Origin of the sequence: Streptomyces sp. NPDC056231, from assembly GCF_048270745.1 — a bacterium.
Lineage (GTDB): Bacteria > Actinomycetota > Actinomycetes > Streptomycetales > Streptomycetaceae > Streptomyces.
Genome location: NZ_JBLVKW010000112.1, coordinates 1 through 17,286 on the forward strand (window position 1 = coordinate 1; position 17,286 = coordinate 17,286).

Here is a 17,286-nt window from a genome sequence, read left to right on the forward strand (position 1 = left end):
GCTCGGTCCGCTGCGCTCCCCGAGCGGGGGCCGGCCCGCTGCGCGGCCTAGCCGTCGGCGCGCACCCGGGCCCGAACCGCGTCGCACTCATCCTGAGTCAGCTGGCAGTCGTGCAGCATCTGGTCCGCGTTGATGGTGTCGTACTTCCCCTCCATGGTGATCCCCTCCACCCTCCACTGGAGTTCGCACCACAGCGCGTTGTGCAGCGCCTGCCGCTCCCCCGCGTGCCGGTCAAGCCGCACCGTGACGTGTAGACCCTCAGCCTGATATCCCACGCGCGCCAGCGTACCGGCCGATGTGACCGGTACCCTGAGGGCTCATCACACCATCCGGTCGACACACGGAGGTCATCATGGACAAGTGGCAGAAGCGGCAGGCGGAGGCTCTGGCGGAGGAGGAGGGGACCTCCCTGGAGGCCGCGGCGCGCAAGGTGCTGGGGACGACTCCGGCGCGCAAGGTGCCCACGAGCAAGCAGGACGACGGCTCCAAGGAGTCGGGCAAGGGCCAGACGCCGGCGGCCTGAGCGCGGTACGCTGCGCGGGCAGATGGGGCGCCCTTGAGCCGGACGCCACGACGGCCCTCGACTGACGTTCACCAGTCGGGGGCCGTTCTACGAGACGGGACCCCCGACCTTTGGGCAAAGGTCGGGGGTCCCGTCATGTACGATCACCCGTGGGAGTGAAGGGCCTTTCGCGGTCCTCCACTTGAGGCCCCGGGGCTGTGCGGCCCCGGGGCCTCTCCATGTTCAGTGCGAGTACTGCCCGTCGGCGGTGGGGCAGGCCGGGTCGGCACAGGCGCAGTAGGCGCCGGGGGGCTCTTCCTCGGTGGGCACGACGGCCGGCGGGGGGTCGTCGTCGGCCACCTTGCCGCGTAGGGCGGTCAGGAGGTCGGCCTCCGTGGGCACGGGGAGCGGGGTGTCCCGCTGCTCTCGCAGCAGGCGCAGTGCTGCGGTGTACGGGATGCCGCGGGCGGCGGCCAGCTGGCGCGCGGCCTTCTTCTCGCTGGAGCGTTCCTTGGGCATGTCAGTCCTCCACGATGGTCGGTGTGCAGCCGGGTCCGTCGACGGGGCGCGGCTTGCCGAAGCACGGTTCGCCGGCGGGGTGGGTGCAGCCCTTGTCCGCGCGTTCCCGGAGTGCCGCCAGTTCGGCGCGCATGGTGTCGTTGGGGTCGCCGACGTACAGCGCGTACGCGTCGGCCGGCGGTGCCTGGGAGTAGTGCTCATCGGCGCGGCGCTGCCAGATGCTCACCTTCATGGGCCCGTAGTACTGGTGCTGCACGCGGATGTAGCTCACCTGGTGGGTGGCCGCGTGGTACGCCTCCACGAACGGGCCGGGGGCTTCGTCCCAGGATCCCCAGGAGATCATCTCGGGGGGCGTCTGGTCGAAGCGGTAGGCGGCGTAGCAGTAGGGGGCCTGCATGTCGATGCGGGGCATGGTGGCATCGGCCGCGAGCGGCTGCACTTCCATGACCTGGCGGAATCGGTGGCCCTGGCGGAGTCCGAGGTGGTCGGGCTCCTCGGGGCGCCCGCACCCGGGGGCAGAGCAGTGGGGTTCTGTGGGTCGGTCTGTCACGGGAAGTCCACCTCTACGTCGTTTCCCTCGAATGCGATGCTCTGGGTGTTGTAGGCCGATGCGGCGCCGCGCTGGAGGGTGTCTGCGGCGGCCTCGGGTCCGGCGGTGGTCCACGCGCGGATGACTGCGACCATGACGCGTCGCATGCCTTCCAGGGTGGTCGACCGGTGCTCGGTGCGGTTCTTGTAGCCGTTCCAGTTGATCGACGCGGTGACGCTGACCCGGTTGGGTGCGGGGGTGCTGTTCACGCGCTGCCTGAAGCGGGGGATGGTGATCAACCGGTTGTGTGCCGTCTCCAGCTTGCGGAGGTTGCGGGCGGACTGGCCCTTGCCCGCGCGCCAGTCGCGCCAGGTGCGCACCGGGATGCCGGCGGCCTCGGCCGCGCGCGTTATGGCGCTGCGCCGGTCCGTGTCCCCCTTCTTGGGCGTGAACAGGTTCTCCAACTGGTTCATGCGCGCCTGGAGGCCGCGGCGCTGCGTGATGGGGGTGCGTACCTCGTTGCGGGGGTAGCGTGCGCTGAGGGCGGCATCTAGAGCTGCGGCAAGGTCAGGCACGGTCGCTCCCCTCGTCGTCGGCGTAGGCGGTCAGGGTGTCGGGGTCTCCGTGCCAGAGCGCGACTGCGACGGGGTTGTCCCAGATGCGGTCCCAGTAGCCGGTGGTGTAGAGCTGGCGGAGAGTGGCGGCCTGGATCATGCCGTCCCGGTCGGTGACCGTGAGCATGGTCCAGTTGGCCCATATGACGAAGGCGCGGTCGGTGGCGGCCTGTGCGCTGCGGGCGGCCTGCTGGCGGACCAGGGCGCGCAGTCTGCGGGTGGCGGCGCGTGACTGGACGGCCGCGACCGCCGCGGCCACCGAGGTGGCTACGGCGGCCAGGGCCAGGAGGAGGACGGTCACAGGATGTCGTCCCCGTCGGTGTCCAGGACCATGGGCACGTCCTGCGCGCGCTGGTCGGTGCGGACCGGGGCGGCGTTCGGCTTGGGCTTGAGGGCACCGAGCTGGCGTCCGGTCGGGTCGTACTTGAAGGGGGGCTTGGGCTTGCTCATGACCTCGGGGAGGTCCGCGCCGATCACGGTGATCTCGTCGGTGGCACCCATGGAGATGAGGGGCCGGCCGGTCTCGGTCCAGCGCCACGCCTTGCGCCACATCGCGGCGGACGCGTGCGCGAGAACGGCGTGATTCCAGTCGGGGCGCCGGGTGCGGCACTTCTCGCCCGTGAGCATCATCGACAGGGCGGCGGAGTAGCCCTCCTTGAACGCGTCGTACTGGTCCTCGGCCGCCTTGCGGGTGGCGTCGGTCTGCGCCTGGTCGATCGCGTCGAGACGGGTCAGGCGCAGCTCCCGCAGCGTGGCGGACCAGTCGCGGAAGTCGGTGCGCACGTCGCTGGTCCAGGAGTCGTAGATCACCACGTCCGCGAGCGCGCCCTGCTCGTGCAGCTCCAACATGAGCTGGAGCGTGGGGTGGGCCACCCACAGGGACTCTTCCGTCTCGGTGCGGGAGGAATCCCCCAGGGGCGAGACGATCGTGCCCGAGAACGCCCAGTACGGCGTGCGGACGCGGTAGTACCCGGGGAGCACCTGGCGGGGGGAGGGGTACTCCCCGTGGTGGATGCCGCCGGTCTCCTTGAGGTGGGAGTGCGCCACCTGCACCGCGCCGATCGCGGCCAGGTAGGCGCCGTTCGCGTCCAGGGTGAGGGCCTCGCGGTCGGCGGGGATCTCGTGGATGCCGATCCAGTTCCAGTGCGGGATGTAGACGTCCCGGGACGGGGGGGTGACCGGCGCCCGCCAGAACGGCTCACGGCCGTAACGGGCGGGGGGGGTCTGGCGTTCCAGGATGGAGAGGGCCGGGAACATCGGCGGCTGGTCGTCGTCGTTGGGTTCGGGTGACATGTGAGTGTCGATCACAGGTCTGCCTCTTTCGGGTCACTTGGGAGTGATGGGTGTTTCGGACTCCAGAGCGACGCGTACGAGGAGTCGTACGGCGGCGGCCTTGGAGATGCCGAAGCGCTGCGCGGTCCGCTCGATCTGTGCCTTTTCCTGTGCGGTGAACAGGCACGTGATGGGGTGGTCCAGCCGTTCGGCCGGATCTTTGAAAGGGCGGGCCATGCGCATAAACCTAACAGGTTTTCACTGGTCTTGGTAGGGGCCGGGGGACGCGAAACCCCCCGCTCCAGACCGAGTTGACAGGGGGTACAGCAACTCGGGCGGCGCGGGGGGCCGGGGTGGTTCCCTCAACGGGCGGGAGGGGGAACCGATGTGACGTACCGGCACCGTACCCCCATACGGGGACGGTTGCGACTACTTCCCCCGATCCGCCTGGAGGGCATCCACCTCGGCCTCCAGGCGGGCCAGCCGCGCGTCCTGCTGCACGTCCTTGAGCCCGGGCGGCCTGGTCGCGACGGGCGGCTTGGTGGCCGGGGGCTTGGGCTTGGGGTCCGCCGGCGGCTTGGGCTTGCCCGTGAGCCGGGTCTTCACCCGGGCGCGCATGGACGCCATGGTGAACCCGCGGGGGTCGATCTTGCCCGGCTGCCACTCAAGGTGCCCGATCACGGAGCCCTCGTTCCACCCGTGGTGCCGGCACACCGCGGCGGCGGCCCGCTCGATCGCTTCGAGCTGCACCGCGGGCCACGGGTCCTTGCCGTCCCCGAGGTTCTCGCACTCGAACCCGTAGAAGCGCCGGTTGCCGTCGGTGTTCGCCTCGTTGTCCGCGGGCAGTGCCGTCTCTGCGACGACCGCGCGCAGCACATCGTCGTCCCCGAGCCCGGCATGGTTGGCGCGGCCGTAGCCCACCAGGTGCACCTTGCCGTCCTTGGTGATCACGCCGTGGCAGAGCGGCCCGGGTAGACCCTCGTAGCCCTTGCGGCAGATCTCCACGGTCTTGGCGCTGCCCTTGGTCACGGTGTGGTGGATCATCACACCGTTCACGGGCCCCCAGGGCCCCTTGTGGTTGCGGTTGTGGCTGGCGGGGGACTTCCCCTCGGTCTTGACCTCGACCACGGTCAGGCCCTCGGCCCGCAGTGCCTTGGCGAACTCCGGGTAGCTCATCGGATCGGCCATGGTGATCAGTCCTCGTCCACGCGGGAGCCGAACCAGCCGCGCGACGCGGTACGGCGGCGCGGCTTGGGGGTGTCGTCGGCCGCCGCAGAGGTGTCGATGGACTCGGCGCCGGCCCCCTTCTTGTCCGTGCTCTCGGTGGCGCCGGCGTCGTCGGCGCGCTCCTGGGGCGCGGGGTGGAACGGGCGGCTGATCAGGGAATCGATCTTGCCCAGGAGGGTGTCCAGCTTCCCCTCCAGGCCGGTCACCTTGGCCTCCAGGCGGTCCGCCCGGTCGGTGTCCCCCTCCTTGCGTGCCTCGGCGGCCTCCTCCTTGGTGTCCTTGATCTCCTCCTTGACCTCGGCGGCCTCCTCCTTGACCTCGGTCGCGGCCTCGGTGCCCGGGGGGTTCTCGGTGCCGTCGCTCTTGGTGGTCATGGCGTCCTTTCCTGGTGCAGATCGGTCGGGGGCGCACAGGGCGCCGGGGTGAGGGCGGCGCCCCCGAGGTAGACCAGCACGGCCGTGCTGGCCACCGCGAGGACGGCCGTGAGCGCGCGCCGGATCACGGGTGTGCACGCCGTGTGGACGGGCCGGGGGGCCGTGTGGGCTTCACGTTGACAGGGATCGGCTTGACGCCCGCGGCCCGGGTGAGCGCCTGTACGTGCTCGAACACCAGTTGAAGACCGGACGGGGGCGCGCCGTACGTCATGGAGCCCTCCACGCACACCACGACGAACTCCGCCAGGGGCAGGCCGGCCTTGCGTGCGCCCTCCTCCCAACGGTCCTGGAGCACGGGCCCGGCGGGGATGCGGACGGTGTGGTCGCCCAGCAGGAATTGCAGGGTCTCATCCGCGCTCTTGCCCAGCCGCGCGGCCAGGTCGTGCACGCGTTGGTGCGTGTCCACGGACACGCGGATGCTCTTGTACTGCGGCTCGGTTGCCATGGCCGGGACCCTACTCATGTGCGTGCATCCTGTCTACGCGGTGTGCACTAGGTCAGGCGTAAGCGATCCATGACCAGTTGGTGAGCGCGTTCGTGGAGCGGTACGCGCGGATGGTGAAACCGGTTGTGGTCACGCTGTCGACATAGCCACGAATCACCGTGCCGGAGGGGTCGGCCGCGGACCGGGGGTCGATCGTCACCGCGGGCGTGCTGGGGAACGGAGTCGGGAACACGACGTTGACGGACGTGACCCCGCCTCCGGCGCCGGGTGCCGCGGTGGACGCCTGCCCGCCCTGGAGGTTGGCCGCGGTCACCGAACCGGTGATCTCGAACACCTGGGTGACGGCCTCAATCCGGTTGGCGTTGACGGTCGGGGATCCGCCGTGCAGCCGGATGCTCGACTTGGCCGTGTTCACGGTCGTGCTGGGGGACTGGAGGAACAGGGACGGGGTGTCGGCGCCGTGGGTGGAGGTCAGGTTCGTCCCCAGGGCAGCGTCCGCCCACGTGACCCCGGGAACGGTCGCGGGCCGGAGCTGCTGGAGGGCCTGTGCCCCGCCCGCAATGATCTCGATCAGGGACCCGAGGTTGTTGGACCAGACGACACCCGTGTCTGTGTTGATGTTGACCGTGCCGGTCGACCCGAGCACGGTCACCCCGTCCTCGTAGGCGTTGCCGTAGGGGTCGGTGCCGGCCGCTGCTGCGATGGCCAGGACCAGCGTCCCGGGGCCCGGGGTGCCGTCGTAGTAGAACGCCTCACCCCCGAGCGACGTGCCGCCGCGGATCGTGATGTCGTTGAACTCCGCTGACCCGTTCTGGTCGAGGTGCCAGCCGGACACCCCGGGCACGTAGTTCGCGGACTCCAGGGTCCCGCGCACCGTGATGTCGTTGAACTCCGCCGATCCGTCGATCCGCACGCACCAGCCGGACGTGCCCGGCTGGAAGTCCGGAGACTGCAACGCGGGCCGGATCAGCACGATCCCGCCCGCAAGTTCGTCCTGGAACTGCACGACTCTCCCCCTCTACCGCATTGTCATGGTGCCGTACAGCCACGCCGTGGCCACCGAGCCCGGGACCCCGTTGACCCACTCGATCACGAGCGGCTGGGAGGGCTGCACCAGCGTCGACCCCGTAGCGGTCGACTGGTTGCCCATCCAGGACTGCGCGACCCGCTGTCCGCCAACGCCCCCCAGGAACACCCGCACCTGCGGGACGGGGGTCTGCGTGGGGTCCTGCGACGTGGCCACGTTGATGGTGGTCACCAGCCAGGTCCGGAACGACTCAGGGGCCAGCTGGACCACGCCGTGGCCGGACGCGTCCAGGGTCACCGACCCGGACGCGTCCAGCACTTGAGGCGCCGGCGTCGTCATGCCGCTCCCGTGAGCGCGGCCACGGCGTCCGGCCCGCCTATCGCCCCCACCGCCAGGAGGGCCACCGCGCTCATCCATTGGATCTTCCTGGCGTGCTGGTCCTGCGTGACCGCGATCGTCTTCACCTCCCGGCGGAGTCCGTCCACCTTGGTCTGGAGCGTGGCGAGCTGCGCCAGGACCGGGTCTCTCTGCTGCTGCGGGGACATGGGTCCCCCTTCTGTAGGACGGCTCAGGCCGTGGGCGAGATGATGAACCAGGCCACGACGGACGTGTCCGTCGCGTCCGCGGACGTGATGGTGAACGACGTGCCGGCCACCCGGGCGGTGACCCCGACAGCCTTGGGTGTGGTGACCGTTCCGAGGGACTGGACGGTGCACTGGATCCGGGAGTTCGCGGCCACCTTGTTGGTGGCCACCGTGACCGCACCCGCCACCAGGGTGGCCACGCCGCTGGTGGCGCCGGCGCCCTCGGCCACGGCCAGGCCCCCGCCGGCGGTGCCGATGCGGAGGGTGTCCTTGTCCCCGGACCAGAGGGTGAACTGCGCGTCGGCCTGCCCCGCCTCCAGGGCGGTGTACCCGGCAACGGTGAGGTTCCCGCCGACCGTGGCGGCCCCGGTCACATCGAGGGCGCCGGTCACGGCCACGTCGGCGAACTCGACATCGACGCCGGTGCGGATGAGCGGCACGTAGGTGGGAGAGGGCATCACTGGCTCCAGTAGACGGACTCGACACCCACGGCCGTGCTGCCGGTGACCGCGCACACCCACAGCTCATGGGTGTGCCGCACGACGTAGGGCAGGACGGCCGGAATGCGCATCGCGCCCGCGGCCCCCGACTGCGCACCGGCCTGCGTGCTGGAGATCCACACGTCCTGATCCTGCGCGATCAGCGTCGCGTACTGGCGGCGCGGCTCCAGCGCGAGCACCCGCACGGCCACCGCGGCCGTGGCCGTGTCCGTCTTGTAGCCGGGGTACCCGGACGCGGGCAGCTCCCGCACCTCGGTCGGACCGCACACGGACACCGCAACCGGCCGCGTCTCGTACGGCTCGGCCTCCTCCTGGACGATCTCGTCCGGGTCCGGAGTGATGTTCATTTCTTCGCCCCTCCCGTGCCCTTGGGCACTGCCTTGGCCACCTGCTTGACCGCCCCGGTGACCACCGTGTTCTTCACCATGAGGAAGAGGCCGCCCGCGATGAGGACGACGCCGGCGGCGCCGTACGCCACCCGCATCCAGAACGCCGGCGTCGTCAGCGACTCGTACGCGTCCTTGAGCACCGCCACCGCGTCATCCGCCCATTCGGGGGTGAGCGCGTCGTCCAGAGCGTCACCGATGCCGCTGTCCGGGAGGGTGTCCGCGATCGTCCCGAGCGGCTTGCCGACCACCTTCGCGTACTCCGCCCGCTTGTCCGCGGAGAGCTTCTTGAGGTCGGCCGCGGCCTTCTTGCCGCGCGCAAGGTGGGTGAGCCGGGACGCCTGCCACGCCCCCCACCCCTGCTGCTTGTAGATCTTGTAGCCGTACTGCGCGGACCGGGTGGGAACCGTCCAGTCCTCCTTGCCCCCGGCAAAGAAGTCCGGCCACGCACTCCGGCTGATCTGGAACAGACCGAAATGGCCCTGTTTGTAGGTGTTGTAGATGAACGGGTGGCGGCCCGACTCCGCGATGACCACCGAGACAGCCTCGGCGATCTTGTCCTCGGGCCACCCTCCCTCGGCCACCGCCACGGCAATGCCGACGTCTTCCAGCTCAGCCTTGTTGTCCTGGAAGTACTTGACCTTGCCGGGGTAGGCATCCCCGCCCGGGGGGATGCCGTACTTGTCCGCCACCGCGTCCGCCTCAGACCGCTACGCCGTAGACCGGCGTCGTCGGGAGCTGCTGCACGCTGGCGACCTGGTCGCCCACCACACCCTCCGGGCCCTTGGCCGGCGCCGGGATCAGGGAGGCGGCCTTGCCCGAGAGGGAGTCCACCTTGTCCGCATGGCGCGTGGTCCAGGACGCGGCCACCACCACCGACCCCCCGAGGGTGAACACGGCCGGGCTCTTGGTGAGCAGCGCGACCAGGGAGACGAGACCGGCCGCGGTCCACGCGGCCACCCGCTCCGAGGACTGCACGTCCTTGTTGTTCGGCTCCAGCGACCGGATGTCGGCCACCGGCGGCAGCGCCATCTGGTACGCGCCGTAGGCCATCACTCCCGTGGCGAGAGCGATCGAAATCTCTGCATCAGGCTTCATCGACATGTCGCCCTCCTCCTACTTCTTGGTCTTGACGGTGAGTGCCCCGGACATGGGGCCGGGGTTCTGGCCGGACGTGTCGGCCGCGACCTGCACCCGGTACGACGTGTTCGCGCGACGCCCGGTGAAGTCCCGGTACGGGCTGTCGCTCGCGCCCTCGGGCTTGCCGTTGACGTACCAGCGGTAGAACTGCGCGCCGCGCACCGCGGTGCAGCTCACGCGGAAGCTGCTGCGGGTGACCGCGGACGACTTCAGGCCGCCCGGCTTGGCGAGCGCGGTCGCCTTGGTCTTGACGGTGAAGTTCGAACTGTTGCTGCCGATCTTGCCGACCGAGTTCACCGCGCGGACGTAGTAGGTGTAGGACCGGTTGGGGACCAGGTTGCGGCCCTGCCAGAACGTGTCCTGCGACGTGCCGACCGGCTCCGTGTTCCCGGTCTGGTAGATCCGGTAGTAGTCGGCCCCGGTGACCTTGTCCCACTGCACACCGATCTGCGTGTCCGAGTGCGTACCCCACGCCCGCACGTTGGTCGGGCCCGGCAGGGTGCCCGAGCCCACCGCGGCCTCCTCCTGGACGGAGTACGGCCCGCCGATCGGGGGCTGTCCCACCTGCGCCAGAGCGGCCCGCGCGATCCCCGCCTCGGTCTTGTCCAGCGCGCGGCGGGCCAGGAACTCCCCGAGCGCGTTGCCCACGGTCTGAGGGTCGTAGCCCATGTTCGTGAGCAGCTCGGTCGCGCGCTGCGACCACTCGGCGTTGTCGTCGATCGCGTTCGGGTTGGTGCCGTCCGTCACCGTGCTGCCGTTGTTCCCGGTGACCTCGGTCGCCCCGCCCGAGGTGGACAGCCCGTACTCGGACAGGTCGTCGCTGGTGTACATGCCGTCCGCGCCCGGGTCCACGGGCGCCTCCTGCGAGGCCACGTACCAGCGGTAGGCGACGTAGGCCGCCGCGATGCCCGCCGGGATGTAGATGTACTTCTTCTTGATCTTCCCGGCGCCCGGCACGTCCACCGTGCCGCCCATGAACTCCCCCTCGGGCATCAGATGGCCCCGTCCACGGGCACCCCGTAGCCGGTCGGCGTGACCGACTCGCCCAGCTCCGACAGCCACGTGTTCGCGGCGAGCTGGCCCATGACCGGGGTGTTGTAGTACCGGCCGCCCACCAGCGGATCCCGGGCCGTGACCGGTGCGGTCTGCCGGTCATAGAACTGCGCCGGCTTGTCGATGAACATCGGCTGGTTCACGAAGTACGGGCTCTCGAACCCGTAGTGGACCCGAGCACCGCCGCGGCCTTCCGCGTACTGGTCCCCGTCCGGGTTGTTCGCCGCGTAGCTGTTGGTGCCCGCGATGAACTTGTCCACCCCGGCGCCCGACGGCTCCCCCCAGATCTGGCGGGGGAAGCCCACCAGCCGCTCCAGGAAGGACGATCCCTCCACACCGACGGGGTTCGCCTGCCGGTACGGCAGGGTGTCGTCCCCGCTGGAGTGCACACCCGCCACCCCGCCCACGTGCGGACTGCCCGCGATCGAGCCGCGCGCCGCCCGGGCCCAGGAGGTGTCGACGTCCGCGTTGTGCGGATTCCCCTGGGACCAGGCCGGCGCACTGCCCGCCGGGGTGCCGCCCGACCCCACCGGGGTCGAGGACAAGGAGGGTGCGTTCCAGCCGAGAGAGGGCTGACCCACCACGATGGCGCGCGGGATGCCGTCCTCCAGGGTGAGGCCGGCGTACTCCGCTCCCATCTCCGGAGAGACGCTGATCTCGTCGGCGCGGAAGTCGGGCACTCCCTCAGGGCCGGACGGGTTGGTGTGCGCCGGGTCCGGTTCGCCCGGCGCGATCTTGGGTTCGCCCGGCGCGTTGAGGCGCAGGAGGTTCCCGGAGTAGCGGGCCATGGGCCCCTCCCTCAGCTCAGAGTACGCTTGCCCCACGACAGCATGGCGTTACCGATGGCCATGCCGACCGCGAGTCCGGCACCGAAGATCACTGCGTTGCGAAGGTTGGTCGACATGCCGTCACCTCTTGGGCGAGGCCATGGCCGTAGCCAGGGACCCGCGGAACAGGTAGTTGACGGAGTCGATCACCTTCGAGGTCTGGCGGCCCGGGAGGATCAGCGTCGTGGCCATGGCCACGCCGATGATCCCCATGGCCACCCGCTCGACGGTGGTCATGATCAATTCCTTTCGTTGAACCATCGGAGTGCAGACTCCGAGGGGCTTGGGACCTTGGGGTCGACGCGGGCCAGGACCACCGTGATCAGGGCCAAGTACGCGACGTGCACCGCACCCCTGCCCACCACCCGCTCCGCACCCGCGAACAGGACGGCCGCGATGGCGGTGCCGATGGGCACCTTCCAGTCCATGGCCTCGTCGTTGAAGATCGTTCGGTTGGCGACCGTGATCGCGCCGATCGCGAGCACGGGCCCGGTGGAGGCCGCCATCACGCCCACCCCCGGTAGCGGCGGATCTCGTACTTCCCGGTGTTGGCCATGAGGTTGTCCAGCGTGTCTCTCTGCACGTTGCGGCGCTTGTTCTGCATGCCGATCCCGTTGGAACCGTCGGTGCAGAGCACCATGTGACGGGCGTTGACCGCGATGTCCCCCATGCGCGGGCTGCCCACCTTCACCCACTGGCCCGAGGCCAGATAGGCGCCGGTGGTCGACCCACCGGGCGGCTCGATCCCGATGTCCAGCAGGCTCTTGCCGACGAACGACGCGCAGTCGGAGTAGCCCTTCTTCCAGCGCTCGTCCTGCGAGTACTTCTCGTTGCCGTGGGAGACGCTGGCCGCGGTCACGAGCGTGGACGGCTTCTGGAGGGCCTTGGGCATCTTGGACTTCTTGTAGACGCCCTTCCAGTCCGTCGTGCCGTACCCGCCGGGCACGTAGTTCGGGTCCGCCTCACCACCCGAGCCCGTGATCACCTTGCCCTCGGTGGACACCGCCGGCGGAGCACCGGAGGTCACGTCCTTGAGGGCCTGGAGGGGCGAGACGTCCCGCAGGGCGGCATACAGCAGCACCCCACCGCCGGCCGCGATGGCCAGGTGGAGACTGGAGATCTGCCCGCCGCTCTGCGCCACGACGGATCAGCCCTTGACCTTGGCGAGCAGCTTGCCGCCGAAGAACGTGCCGATGGCCAGGTACACGAGCTTGCCGAGGTCCGGCATCAGAAGATTCATGATCCTTTTTCCTTTCGTCCAGGTCAGACGGGGTGAGGGGGCCAGGACGCGCGCGCCCTGGCCGTGGGCCTGGTGCTACCGGCCACCGGTGAGCTGACGGGGGTCGTCCCCCACCGGGCTCATGTAGTTCTTGGTGATCGTCAGGGTGTGCGCACCCGATCCGCCGATGACCCCGGAGAGCTGGACGGCCGTGGACGGGGTGATCGGCTGGTACCGGAACCCGTTCTCGGCACCCGGCTGGAGACCGAAGTCGTCCAGCCAGTGGAGGACGTACACACCGTCGGGCTTCGAGTTCTTGGCCGCGGCCGTGTTGCCGTCCGCGTCCGCGGTCAGCCCGTAGTCCTCGCTCATCTCCGACTCCCACGTGAGCGGGGAGCGGGAGTAGACCTTGACCTTGTCGATCTCCGTCTCCCACAGGGAGGGGAAGTCCGCCTCACCCTGCGCGCGGGAACCGGCCGCGTCGCGCAGCTCGAAGATGAGCACGCGCAGGAGGCCGCCGAACGTGGCCATGCGCTGGTTGTAGGCGCCCGCGCTGAGCTGGATCGTCTCCACGTCGGTGTACAGGATCGACCCGACGCCGTTCGGGGTCGGGGAGACCCCGTTGCCCTTGTAGTCGCGGTTGTCCGAGGTGGCCCAACCGCGCTGCTGCACCTGGACGTTGACGGAGGCCGCGTTCGTCGGCGCCGTGCTGTAGACCTGGTTGATCGCGTTGATCGTGATCTTCAGCTTGAACGTCGCGGACGCGTTCCGGTTGGGCAAACTGCCCATCGCGTCGCGCCGCCGCACCTGGATCGGCACCCTGAGCTGGAAACGGTACGAGCCGCCCGTGCCGCCGGCGCCCGCGGTCAGGGTGTAGATGCCGTTCGCGCGGGGGTCGCCGTTGAAGACGAACCCGCCGAACTGGTTCAGGACGCGCAGTTGGTGCCCGGTGAGCGGGCCCATGATCTGCTTGCCGCCGATGTCCTCCACGATCACCGACTGGAGGACCGAGAACGGCCCGTCCGCCTGGAAGGCAACGGTCGCGGCGTTGGACGCGGTCGTCGCGGTGACGCGGATCAGCGCGCCCGACAGGTACCCGTCCACCTGGAACTCGTACGGCTGGAGCGTCTGGGTGGCGGTGTTCTGCGTGACGGTCTGGGTGTAGACCTCGGACTCCAGGGTCCGGGTCCCGGTGACGAACGGGCGAGCGGCAACAACCTGCTGCTCCTTGCCCTTGCCGTTCTTGGACTGCGCCGGAGCCTCGGTCGCGGTCATGGTCATGTGGGTTCCTCCCTCAGTGCCCGACCGAGCGGGCAGAGTTTGTTAAGTAGGGAAACATATTCGGTTGCCTAAGGCAACCAAATGGGAAAGATCAAGGGCCGACCACGCACATCTGCCCCGCCTCCTGCCGGATGTACAGCCAGTGGAACTTGGGCAGGCGCCGCACCACGTCCACCACCAGGTCCGGGTCCACACCCGCGATCTCCCCGAACCGGTCCTGCGACCGCTTGTCCTTGATGTTCGCCAGGAACAGGTGTTGCGCCTGGTCGTACATCTCCAGCGGCACCATGGCCGGACGCTGCGTCGCCCCCCACAGACCCGACCCCAGGGACCGGCCCTTGGTCCAGATCCGGGTGAGGTCCCGCTTCATGTCCATCTCCCGGACCAGGGACACCACCTCATCATCGAAGATGATGTTGTCCCCCTTGACGTACAGCCGCTTGTGCATCTCCTTGAACACCCGCTCGTGCCGGATCTCGTCGGCCGCCGGATCGTTCGTGTGGTGCGGCCACACCACCCACCCGTTCACCTTGGGCATGCCCGGAGCACGCGGCGGAGGGGGAAACGTGAGCGTGCGCTTCCAGCGGTCGTGCTGGGCCAGGAACTCGCCCACGGTCTTGTCCTTGGCCTTCATGACCGTGATGTACCCGGTCAGGTCATCCGACACGGACCGCGCGAGGAGCTGGAGCGCAAGGCGCGTCTTGCCCGAACCGGTCGGGCCGATGAACGACACGTGCTCACCCGCGCCGTACTCCCACACCGAGGAGAGGAACCTACGCCGCTCGATCAGCCTCACGCTCTGGCTCGGTGCCGCCCGCGGCGCCCTGGTCCTGGCCATCCCCACCCCCCAGCTCCCCCACGCCGTACCGCTCCCGCAGCCTCAGCGCCTCGGACTCCCACTCGCCGCACACCTTCAGCAGCTCCGAGTACCGGCGCTTCCACGCGATGATCCGCGCCTCGGCCAGCACCAGCGCGTGCTGAGTCCGGCCGCACCGCACCAGCGCAGCCTCGTACGCGTCCTCGGACGACACCTCGGTGTCGTACTGCACCTCGTCAGACATGGGCCATCACCCGGGGCGTGGGGACCTGGCCGCGCTCGTGCTGGACGGGCGGCTCGGTCGGCGCCGGCCGCTGCTTGGCCATCGCGGCCCCGCGCTGGTCCAGGATCCGCTCGATGTCCTCACGGCTCTTGGCACCCATCATCTGCGCGATGTGCGGCGGCACCTTGCCCAGGAGGTGACCGAACTGGACGAAGGTCATGATGCCGACCCCGAGCACGCCGCCGACCGCACCCACGCCCCCGAGGCGCTCCAGCACGGCCGCGAGCCGCGGCTGTTCCACGGCCAGGTCCGCCAGCGCGTCCGACCACGCCGGCGCCACCTCGGCCGCCGCGAACCCGAGCACCGGATCGGCCATCGACAGACCAGCGACCGGCAGCGCCAGGACATCGTCCACCGCCTTGCGGTACTTCTCGCGCGCGGGACCCGTCGGCGTCTTCGTGCTCCGGGACCTCGAGGCCGGCCGCTGCTTGCCGCCCCCGCTCGTGCCCGTGCCCGCGTCGCTGCGCTTCTTGCGGAAGCTCCCGTCCTTGTTGAGGGTCGGGTTTCCGTCCTTGTCCGCCGCGTGGATCTCGGGGTCGAAGATCTCGTCTGCGCTCACAGGAGTGCCTCCGGGTTGAAGTAGGTCGCGGGGTCGGCCAGCTTCAGGCCGGCGTCGTAGAGGTCCTCGCACGTGTCGAGGAACAAGCGCAGCTCCCCGAGCGTCGGTATGCCGGTCAGGCACAGATACGCACACTGCGTCTCGTGGAGCTGGAACCGGGTCGCGTCCACCTTGGTCGGGTACGCCTTCATGTCGCACGAGCCGTCCGACAAGCTGATGGCCAGCCAGGAACCGTGCGCCTCGGGCCCGTTGACCGTTTCGAAGAGCAGCACGTGTCCGTGCGCGCGGCGCGCCCGTTCTGCCTTGGGGTCAAGGGGGGTGTCAGCCATGGCCGTTCACCCGCGTGTCGTGCACCAGCAGCGCGGCCACGATGAGCGCGGTCACCGCGACCGCGGTCAGTGCGATGTTCAGGGTGGCCTGAGACTCCGCAGCGGTGCCGATTTTTCTGCTCGTGTCCCTTACGTCCGCCGTAGTTTGCTCGAAGCTAAGTAGCTTGTCCGCAAGTGGATTCCTCATGGAGATAATGTACATGCATACATAGGGCAATAGGTCTGGTCTGTCACAGACTTGTGTACGGGCGCGATCGTCCGAAACGCGCAGCCCGGTGTATGGTGAGGCAAGAAGTTGACCCCCGGTGATCGACACTCACCGGGGGTCACGGCGGCCCAACCCGTCTTGTCGAGGGGTCTTGAGCCGCTGGGACGTTGAAGTCGCCCTAAGAAAGACCAGCGGCAACCCCACGGGTGAGCTGCTTCGTGAAGAGTAGCACGGTCTCTCTGAGTCGACATTTTCTGCGCCTAGCGTCTACAGATTTTCTCCACATTCGGATGGTTGCCCTCTGACCTGCGGAAATTTTCGCGGACCAGATATTTCCATCTGGAACGAAAAAACGCCCGCAGGTGGACAAAACCGCAGGTCAAACACTTGCGGAAAGACGCTACCCGGGCGGACGGAGAAAAATATCGTGACCGAGGCCACATCCCCCCTCCCGCAGTACATGACCGTAGCCGAGGTAGCTGAAGAGCTGCGCGTCACGCCCATGACTGTCTACCGCTGGATTGCGGACGGGGAGATCCCCGCCCTGAAGCTGGGCAGGCGCACGTACCGCATCTTCCGCGAGGACTACCTGGCCTACCGCGACCAGCGCCACCAGGACGCCCACGACCGCGCGGACGCCGCCGGTAGGCCGGCCCCCGCACCCCACGTCCCCGGACAGACCGAGTTCCCCATGCCACGGGTCATGCCCGGACCCATCGACGGCATCGCAGCCCTGTGACCGCCCGTCGCGAATACCGCGGCCCCCGCTGCACCTCGTGCGGCCACCCCGGACAACTCACCGATGGCTCCTGCGCGTCCTGCCTGACCGACCCCGCAGCCATCCCCGAAGACCCCACGCCGACGCGGCCTCCTGCTGCGCCGGCACCTCGGCCTGCCCGCGTGGCCATCCCCGCATGGCTCGCGATCGAGTCGGCCGCGTCCGCTCGCGCACGCCAGCACCGGGCGGCCCGCGGCAACTGACCACCCCTGGACAACTCCACAGAGGCGCCCTTCCCCGGGCTCGCCAGCGCGACGGGACGACGTGACGCGCTGGCACCCGCACCTACCCTTGGCAGCTCGGTGCACTGCCCGCCGGCTGATCCCCGGTGTAACGCCGTTAGACGGAGTGCCGCACAGCCGACCCTCTTCACTCGGCAACGATCTCTCCCGAGACGATCACGCAAACGGTGGGCCTGGAGCCCTGCGCGATCGACCCCCGGGACCAGGTGCCGCGCACACGCGCGAGCGGGCAAGCACTCTGGGGGAGTAGGTCCGGGACGGACCGGTACGGTCGCGGTAGCGACCGCCCTAGACCTCAGCCGGGTTGGGGGGTGCAGACGCCGGCCGGTGGGGGGTACGAGATCAGCACGAGCGAAAGCCCCGGGACGGGGCGCTACCATCGCGGGACGCGATTGTCAATCACGCGCTGCGAAGCAGCAGGCGGGTCAGTGCGCGGGCCCGGTTCGCCGCGTGCACCAGGACCCGGACCGGGGTTCCCGGGCCCGTCCCGTCCGCCGGGCCGTTCAGGGTG

The 17,286-nt window shown here is 69.5% G+C and carries 29 protein-coding genes and 1 pseudogene; 2 read left to right on the forward strand and 28 right to left on the reverse strand.

Features of this window, described 5'->3' with window-relative positions; all coding sequences use genetic code 11:
• Positions 1–47 precede the first annotated feature (47 nt).
• A complete protein-coding gene (locus ACNPQM_RS40205) occupies positions 48–275 on the reverse strand; it encodes a hypothetical protein (protein ID WP_375877720.1) in 228 nt (75 codons plus the stop codon).
• Between the two features lie 77 nt (positions 276–352).
• Here ACNPQM_RS40205 and ACNPQM_RS40210 point away from each other — a divergent pair, with 77 nt between their 5' ends.
• Positions 353–523 (forward strand): hypothetical protein, encoded by a 171-nt coding sequence (locus ACNPQM_RS40210; protein WP_375821568.1) that lies wholly within the window; start codon positions 353–355, stop codon positions 521–523.
• Between the two features lie 222 nt (positions 524–745).
• Here ACNPQM_RS40210 and ACNPQM_RS40215 read toward each other — a convergent pair whose 3' ends face one another.
• The 27 genes and pseudogenes from ACNPQM_RS40215 to ACNPQM_RS40345 form a co-directional block, all read right to left on the reverse strand.
• Entirely contained in the window at positions 746–1,021 is a 276-nt protein-coding gene (locus ACNPQM_RS40215; RefSeq protein ID WP_375821567.1) for a hypothetical protein, read from the reverse strand.
• Between the two features lies 1 nt (position 1,022).
• Positions 1,023–1,571 (reverse strand): hypothetical protein, encoded by a 549-nt coding sequence (locus ACNPQM_RS40220; RefSeq protein WP_376571034.1) that lies wholly within the window; start codon positions 1,569–1,571, stop codon positions 1,023–1,025.
• The gene (locus ACNPQM_RS40225) at positions 1,568–2,125 is read right to left on the reverse strand and encodes a hypothetical protein (protein ID WP_375821565.1); all 558 of its coding nucleotides are present in this window, start codon (positions 2,123–2,125) and stop codon (positions 1,568–1,570) included. Before ACNPQM_RS40225 ends, ACNPQM_RS40220 begins: the two co-directional genes overlap by 4 nt.
• Positions 2,118–2,465 carry a hypothetical protein gene (locus ACNPQM_RS40230; RefSeq protein WP_375821564.1) on the reverse strand — a complete coding sequence of 116 codons (348 nt, stop codon included), beginning with the start codon at positions 2,463–2,465 and terminating at the stop codon, positions 2,118–2,120. The genes ACNPQM_RS40225 and ACNPQM_RS40230 overlap by 8 nt, the downstream gene beginning before the upstream one ends.
• Entirely contained in the window at positions 2,462–3,472 is a 1,011-nt protein-coding gene (locus tag ACNPQM_RS40235; RefSeq protein ID WP_375841084.1) for a hypothetical protein, read from the reverse strand. The genes ACNPQM_RS40230 and ACNPQM_RS40235 overlap by 4 nt, the downstream gene beginning before the upstream one ends.
• An 18-nt stretch (positions 3,473–3,490) precedes the next feature.
• A complete protein-coding gene (locus ACNPQM_RS40240) occupies positions 3,491–3,673 on the reverse strand; it encodes a hypothetical protein (protein ID WP_375821562.1) in 183 nt (60 codons plus the stop codon).
• A 354-nt stretch (positions 3,674–4,027) separates the two neighbouring features.
• Positions 4,028–4,612 (reverse strand): annotated as a pseudogene (locus ACNPQM_RS40245) (N-acetylmuramoyl-L-alanine amidase); the annotation flags it as partial.
• A 17-nt stretch (positions 4,613–4,629) separates the two neighbouring features.
• Positions 4,630–5,037, reverse strand: coding sequence for a hypothetical protein (locus tag ACNPQM_RS40250; protein WP_375821561.1), 408 nt, complete (start codon positions 5,035–5,037; stop codon positions 4,630–4,632).
• 124 nt (positions 5,038–5,161) lie between these two features.
• Positions 5,162–5,542 (reverse strand): hypothetical protein, encoded by a 381-nt coding sequence (locus ACNPQM_RS40255; protein ID WP_375821560.1) that lies wholly within the window; start codon positions 5,540–5,542, stop codon positions 5,162–5,164.
• A gap of 52 nt (positions 5,543–5,594) precedes the next feature.
• Positions 5,595–6,548 (reverse strand): hypothetical protein, encoded by a 954-nt coding sequence (locus ACNPQM_RS40260; RefSeq protein WP_375821559.1) that lies wholly within the window; start codon positions 6,546–6,548, stop codon positions 5,595–5,597.
• 12 nt (positions 6,549–6,560) lie between these two features.
• Entirely contained in the window at positions 6,561–6,908 is a 348-nt protein-coding gene (locus ACNPQM_RS40265) for a hypothetical protein (protein ID WP_375821558.1), read from the reverse strand.
• Positions 6,905–7,114, reverse strand: a complete 210-nt coding sequence (locus ACNPQM_RS40270; protein WP_375821557.1) for a hypothetical protein — start codon at positions 7,112–7,114, stop codon at positions 6,905–6,907. Before ACNPQM_RS40270 ends, ACNPQM_RS40265 begins: the two co-directional genes overlap by 4 nt.
• Positions 7,115–7,137: 23 nt before the next feature.
• Positions 7,138–7,611, reverse strand: coding sequence for a hypothetical protein (locus ACNPQM_RS40275; RefSeq protein WP_375821556.1), 474 nt, complete (start codon positions 7,609–7,611; stop codon positions 7,138–7,140).
• Positions 7,611–8,000, reverse strand: a complete 390-nt coding sequence (locus ACNPQM_RS40280; RefSeq protein ID WP_375821555.1) for a hypothetical protein — start codon at positions 7,998–8,000, stop codon at positions 7,611–7,613. Before ACNPQM_RS40280 ends, ACNPQM_RS40275 begins: the two co-directional genes overlap by 1 nt.
• Complete coding sequence (locus ACNPQM_RS40285) at positions 7,997–8,731, reverse strand: hypothetical protein (RefSeq protein ID WP_375821554.1); 735 nt, start codon at positions 8,729–8,731, stop codon at positions 7,997–7,999. The genes ACNPQM_RS40280 and ACNPQM_RS40285 overlap by 4 nt, the downstream gene beginning before the upstream one ends.
• A 10-nt stretch (positions 8,732–8,741) precedes the next feature.
• Positions 8,742–9,143: a hypothetical protein gene (locus ACNPQM_RS40290; RefSeq protein WP_375821553.1), complete on the reverse strand. Its 402-nt coding sequence runs from the start codon at positions 9,141–9,143 to the stop codon at positions 8,742–8,744.
• A 12-nt stretch (positions 9,144–9,155) separates the two neighbouring features.
• Entirely contained in the window at positions 9,156–10,172 is a 1,017-nt protein-coding gene (locus ACNPQM_RS40295) for a fibronectin type III domain-containing protein (RefSeq protein WP_375821552.1), read from the reverse strand.
• Positions 10,172–11,020: a hypothetical protein gene (locus tag ACNPQM_RS40300; RefSeq protein WP_375821551.1), complete on the reverse strand. Its 849-nt coding sequence runs from the start codon at positions 11,018–11,020 to the stop codon at positions 10,172–10,174. The genes ACNPQM_RS40295 and ACNPQM_RS40300 overlap by 1 nt, the downstream gene beginning before the upstream one ends.
• Before the next feature lie 120 nt (positions 11,021–11,140).
• The gene (locus ACNPQM_RS40305) at positions 11,141–11,296 is read right to left on the reverse strand and encodes a hypothetical protein (RefSeq protein ID WP_375821550.1); all 156 of its coding nucleotides are present in this window, start codon (positions 11,294–11,296) and stop codon (positions 11,141–11,143) included.
• 2 nt (positions 11,297–11,298) lie between these two features.
• Positions 11,299–11,565 (reverse strand): hypothetical protein, encoded by a 267-nt coding sequence (locus tag ACNPQM_RS40310; protein ID WP_375821549.1) that lies wholly within the window; start codon positions 11,563–11,565, stop codon positions 11,299–11,301.
• A complete protein-coding gene (locus tag ACNPQM_RS40315) occupies positions 11,565–12,200 on the reverse strand; it encodes a hypothetical protein (protein ID WP_375821548.1) in 636 nt (211 codons plus the stop codon). The genes ACNPQM_RS40310 and ACNPQM_RS40315 overlap by 1 nt, the downstream gene beginning before the upstream one ends.
• A gap of 174 nt (positions 12,201–12,374) precedes the next feature.
• On the reverse strand, positions 12,375–13,559 hold the full coding sequence (locus ACNPQM_RS40320) for a hypothetical protein (protein ID WP_375821547.1): 1,185 nt from the start codon (positions 13,557–13,559) through the stop codon (positions 12,375–12,377).
• Between the two features lie 91 nt (positions 13,560–13,650).
• On the reverse strand, positions 13,651–14,355 hold the full coding sequence (locus ACNPQM_RS40325; protein ID WP_375821546.1) for a hypothetical protein: 705 nt from the start codon (positions 14,353–14,355) through the stop codon (positions 13,651–13,653).
• Positions 14,333–14,620, reverse strand: coding sequence for a hypothetical protein (locus tag ACNPQM_RS40330; RefSeq protein WP_375821545.1), 288 nt, complete (start codon positions 14,618–14,620; stop codon positions 14,333–14,335). The genes ACNPQM_RS40325 and ACNPQM_RS40330 overlap by 23 nt, the downstream gene beginning before the upstream one ends.
• The gene (locus tag ACNPQM_RS40335) at positions 14,613–15,218 is read right to left on the reverse strand and encodes a hypothetical protein (RefSeq protein WP_375821544.1); all 606 of its coding nucleotides are present in this window, start codon (positions 15,216–15,218) and stop codon (positions 14,613–14,615) included. The genes ACNPQM_RS40330 and ACNPQM_RS40335 overlap by 8 nt, the downstream gene beginning before the upstream one ends.
• On the reverse strand, positions 15,215–15,547 hold the full coding sequence (locus ACNPQM_RS40340; RefSeq protein ID WP_375821543.1) for a hypothetical protein: 333 nt from the start codon (positions 15,545–15,547) through the stop codon (positions 15,215–15,217). Before ACNPQM_RS40340 ends, ACNPQM_RS40335 begins: the two co-directional genes overlap by 4 nt.
• Positions 15,540–15,734 carry a hypothetical protein gene (locus tag ACNPQM_RS40345; RefSeq protein WP_375821542.1) on the reverse strand — a complete coding sequence of 65 codons (195 nt, stop codon included), beginning with the start codon at positions 15,732–15,734 and terminating at the stop codon, positions 15,540–15,542. Before ACNPQM_RS40345 ends, ACNPQM_RS40340 begins: the two co-directional genes overlap by 8 nt.
• A 448-nt stretch (positions 15,735–16,182) precedes the next feature.
• Between ACNPQM_RS40345 and ACNPQM_RS40350 the strand changes: the two genes are divergently transcribed.
• Positions 16,183–16,494 carry a helix-turn-helix domain-containing protein gene (locus ACNPQM_RS40350; RefSeq protein WP_375821541.1) on the forward strand — a complete coding sequence of 104 codons (312 nt, stop codon included), beginning with the start codon at positions 16,183–16,185 and terminating at the stop codon, positions 16,492–16,494.
• Positions 16,495–17,286 lie beyond the last annotated feature (792 nt).

Bases quoted from the DNA above. Each gene is read 5' to 3' on its own strand.
- ACNPQM_RS40210 (WP_375821568.1), top strand. From the start codon at position 353: ATGGACAAGTGGCAGAAGCGGCAGGCGGAGGCTCTGGCGGAGGAGGAG.
- ACNPQM_RS40215 (WP_375821567.1), bottom strand. From the start codon at position 1,021: ATGCCCAAGGAACGCTCCAGCGAGAAGAAGGCCGCGCGCCAGCTGGCC.
- ACNPQM_RS40240 (WP_375821562.1), bottom strand. From the start codon at position 3,673: ATGGCCCGCCCTTTCAAAGATCCGGCCGAACGGCTGGACCACCCCATC.
- ACNPQM_RS40250 (WP_375821561.1), bottom strand. From the start codon at position 5,037: ATGACCACCAAGAGCGACGGCACCGAGAACCCCCCGGGCACCGAGGCC.
- ACNPQM_RS40255 (WP_375821560.1), bottom strand. From the start codon at position 5,542: ATGGCAACCGAGCCGCAGTACAAGAGCATCCGCGTGTCCGTGGACACG.
- ACNPQM_RS40265 (WP_375821558.1), bottom strand. From the start codon at position 6,908: ATGACGACGCCGGCGCCTCAAGTGCTGGACGCGTCCGGGTCGGTGACC.
- ACNPQM_RS40270 (WP_375821557.1), bottom strand. From the start codon at position 7,114: ATGTCCCCGCAGCAGCAGAGAGACCCGGTCCTGGCGCAGCTCGCCACG.
- ACNPQM_RS40275 (WP_375821556.1), bottom strand. From the start codon at position 7,611: ATGCCCTCTCCCACCTACGTGCCGCTCATCCGCACCGGCGTCGATGTC.
- ACNPQM_RS40280 (WP_375821555.1), bottom strand. From the start codon at position 8,000: ATGAACATCACTCCGGACCCGGACGAGATCGTCCAGGAGGAGGCCGAG.
- ACNPQM_RS40290 (WP_375821553.1), bottom strand. From the start codon at position 9,143: ATGTCGATGAAGCCTGATGCAGAGATTTCGATCGCTCTCGCCACGGGA.
- ACNPQM_RS40295 (WP_375821552.1), bottom strand. From the start codon at position 10,172: ATGCCCGAGGGGGAGTTCATGGGCGGCACGGTGGACGTGCCGGGCGCC.
- ACNPQM_RS40300 (WP_375821551.1), bottom strand. From the start codon at position 11,020: ATGGCCCGCTACTCCGGGAACCTCCTGCGCCTCAACGCGCCGGGCGAA.
- ACNPQM_RS40305 (WP_375821550.1), bottom strand. From the start codon at position 11,296: ATGACCACCGTCGAGCGGGTGGCCATGGGGATCATCGGCGTGGCCATG.
- ACNPQM_RS40310 (WP_375821549.1), bottom strand. From the start codon at position 11,565: ATGGCGGCCTCCACCGGGCCCGTGCTCGCGATCGGCGCGATCACGGTC.
- ACNPQM_RS40320 (WP_375821547.1), bottom strand. From the start codon at position 13,559: ATGACCATGACCGCGACCGAGGCTCCGGCGCAGTCCAAGAACGGCAAG.
- ACNPQM_RS40330 (WP_375821545.1), bottom strand. From the start codon at position 14,620: ATGTCTGACGAGGTGCAGTACGACACCGAGGTGTCGTCCGAGGACGCG.
- ACNPQM_RS40340 (WP_375821543.1), bottom strand. From the start codon at position 15,547: ATGGCTGACACCCCCCTTGACCCCAAGGCAGAACGGGCGCGCCGCGCG.
- ACNPQM_RS40345 (WP_375821542.1), bottom strand. From the start codon at position 15,734: ATGAGGAATCCACTTGCGGACAAGCTACTTAGCTTCGAGCAAACTACG.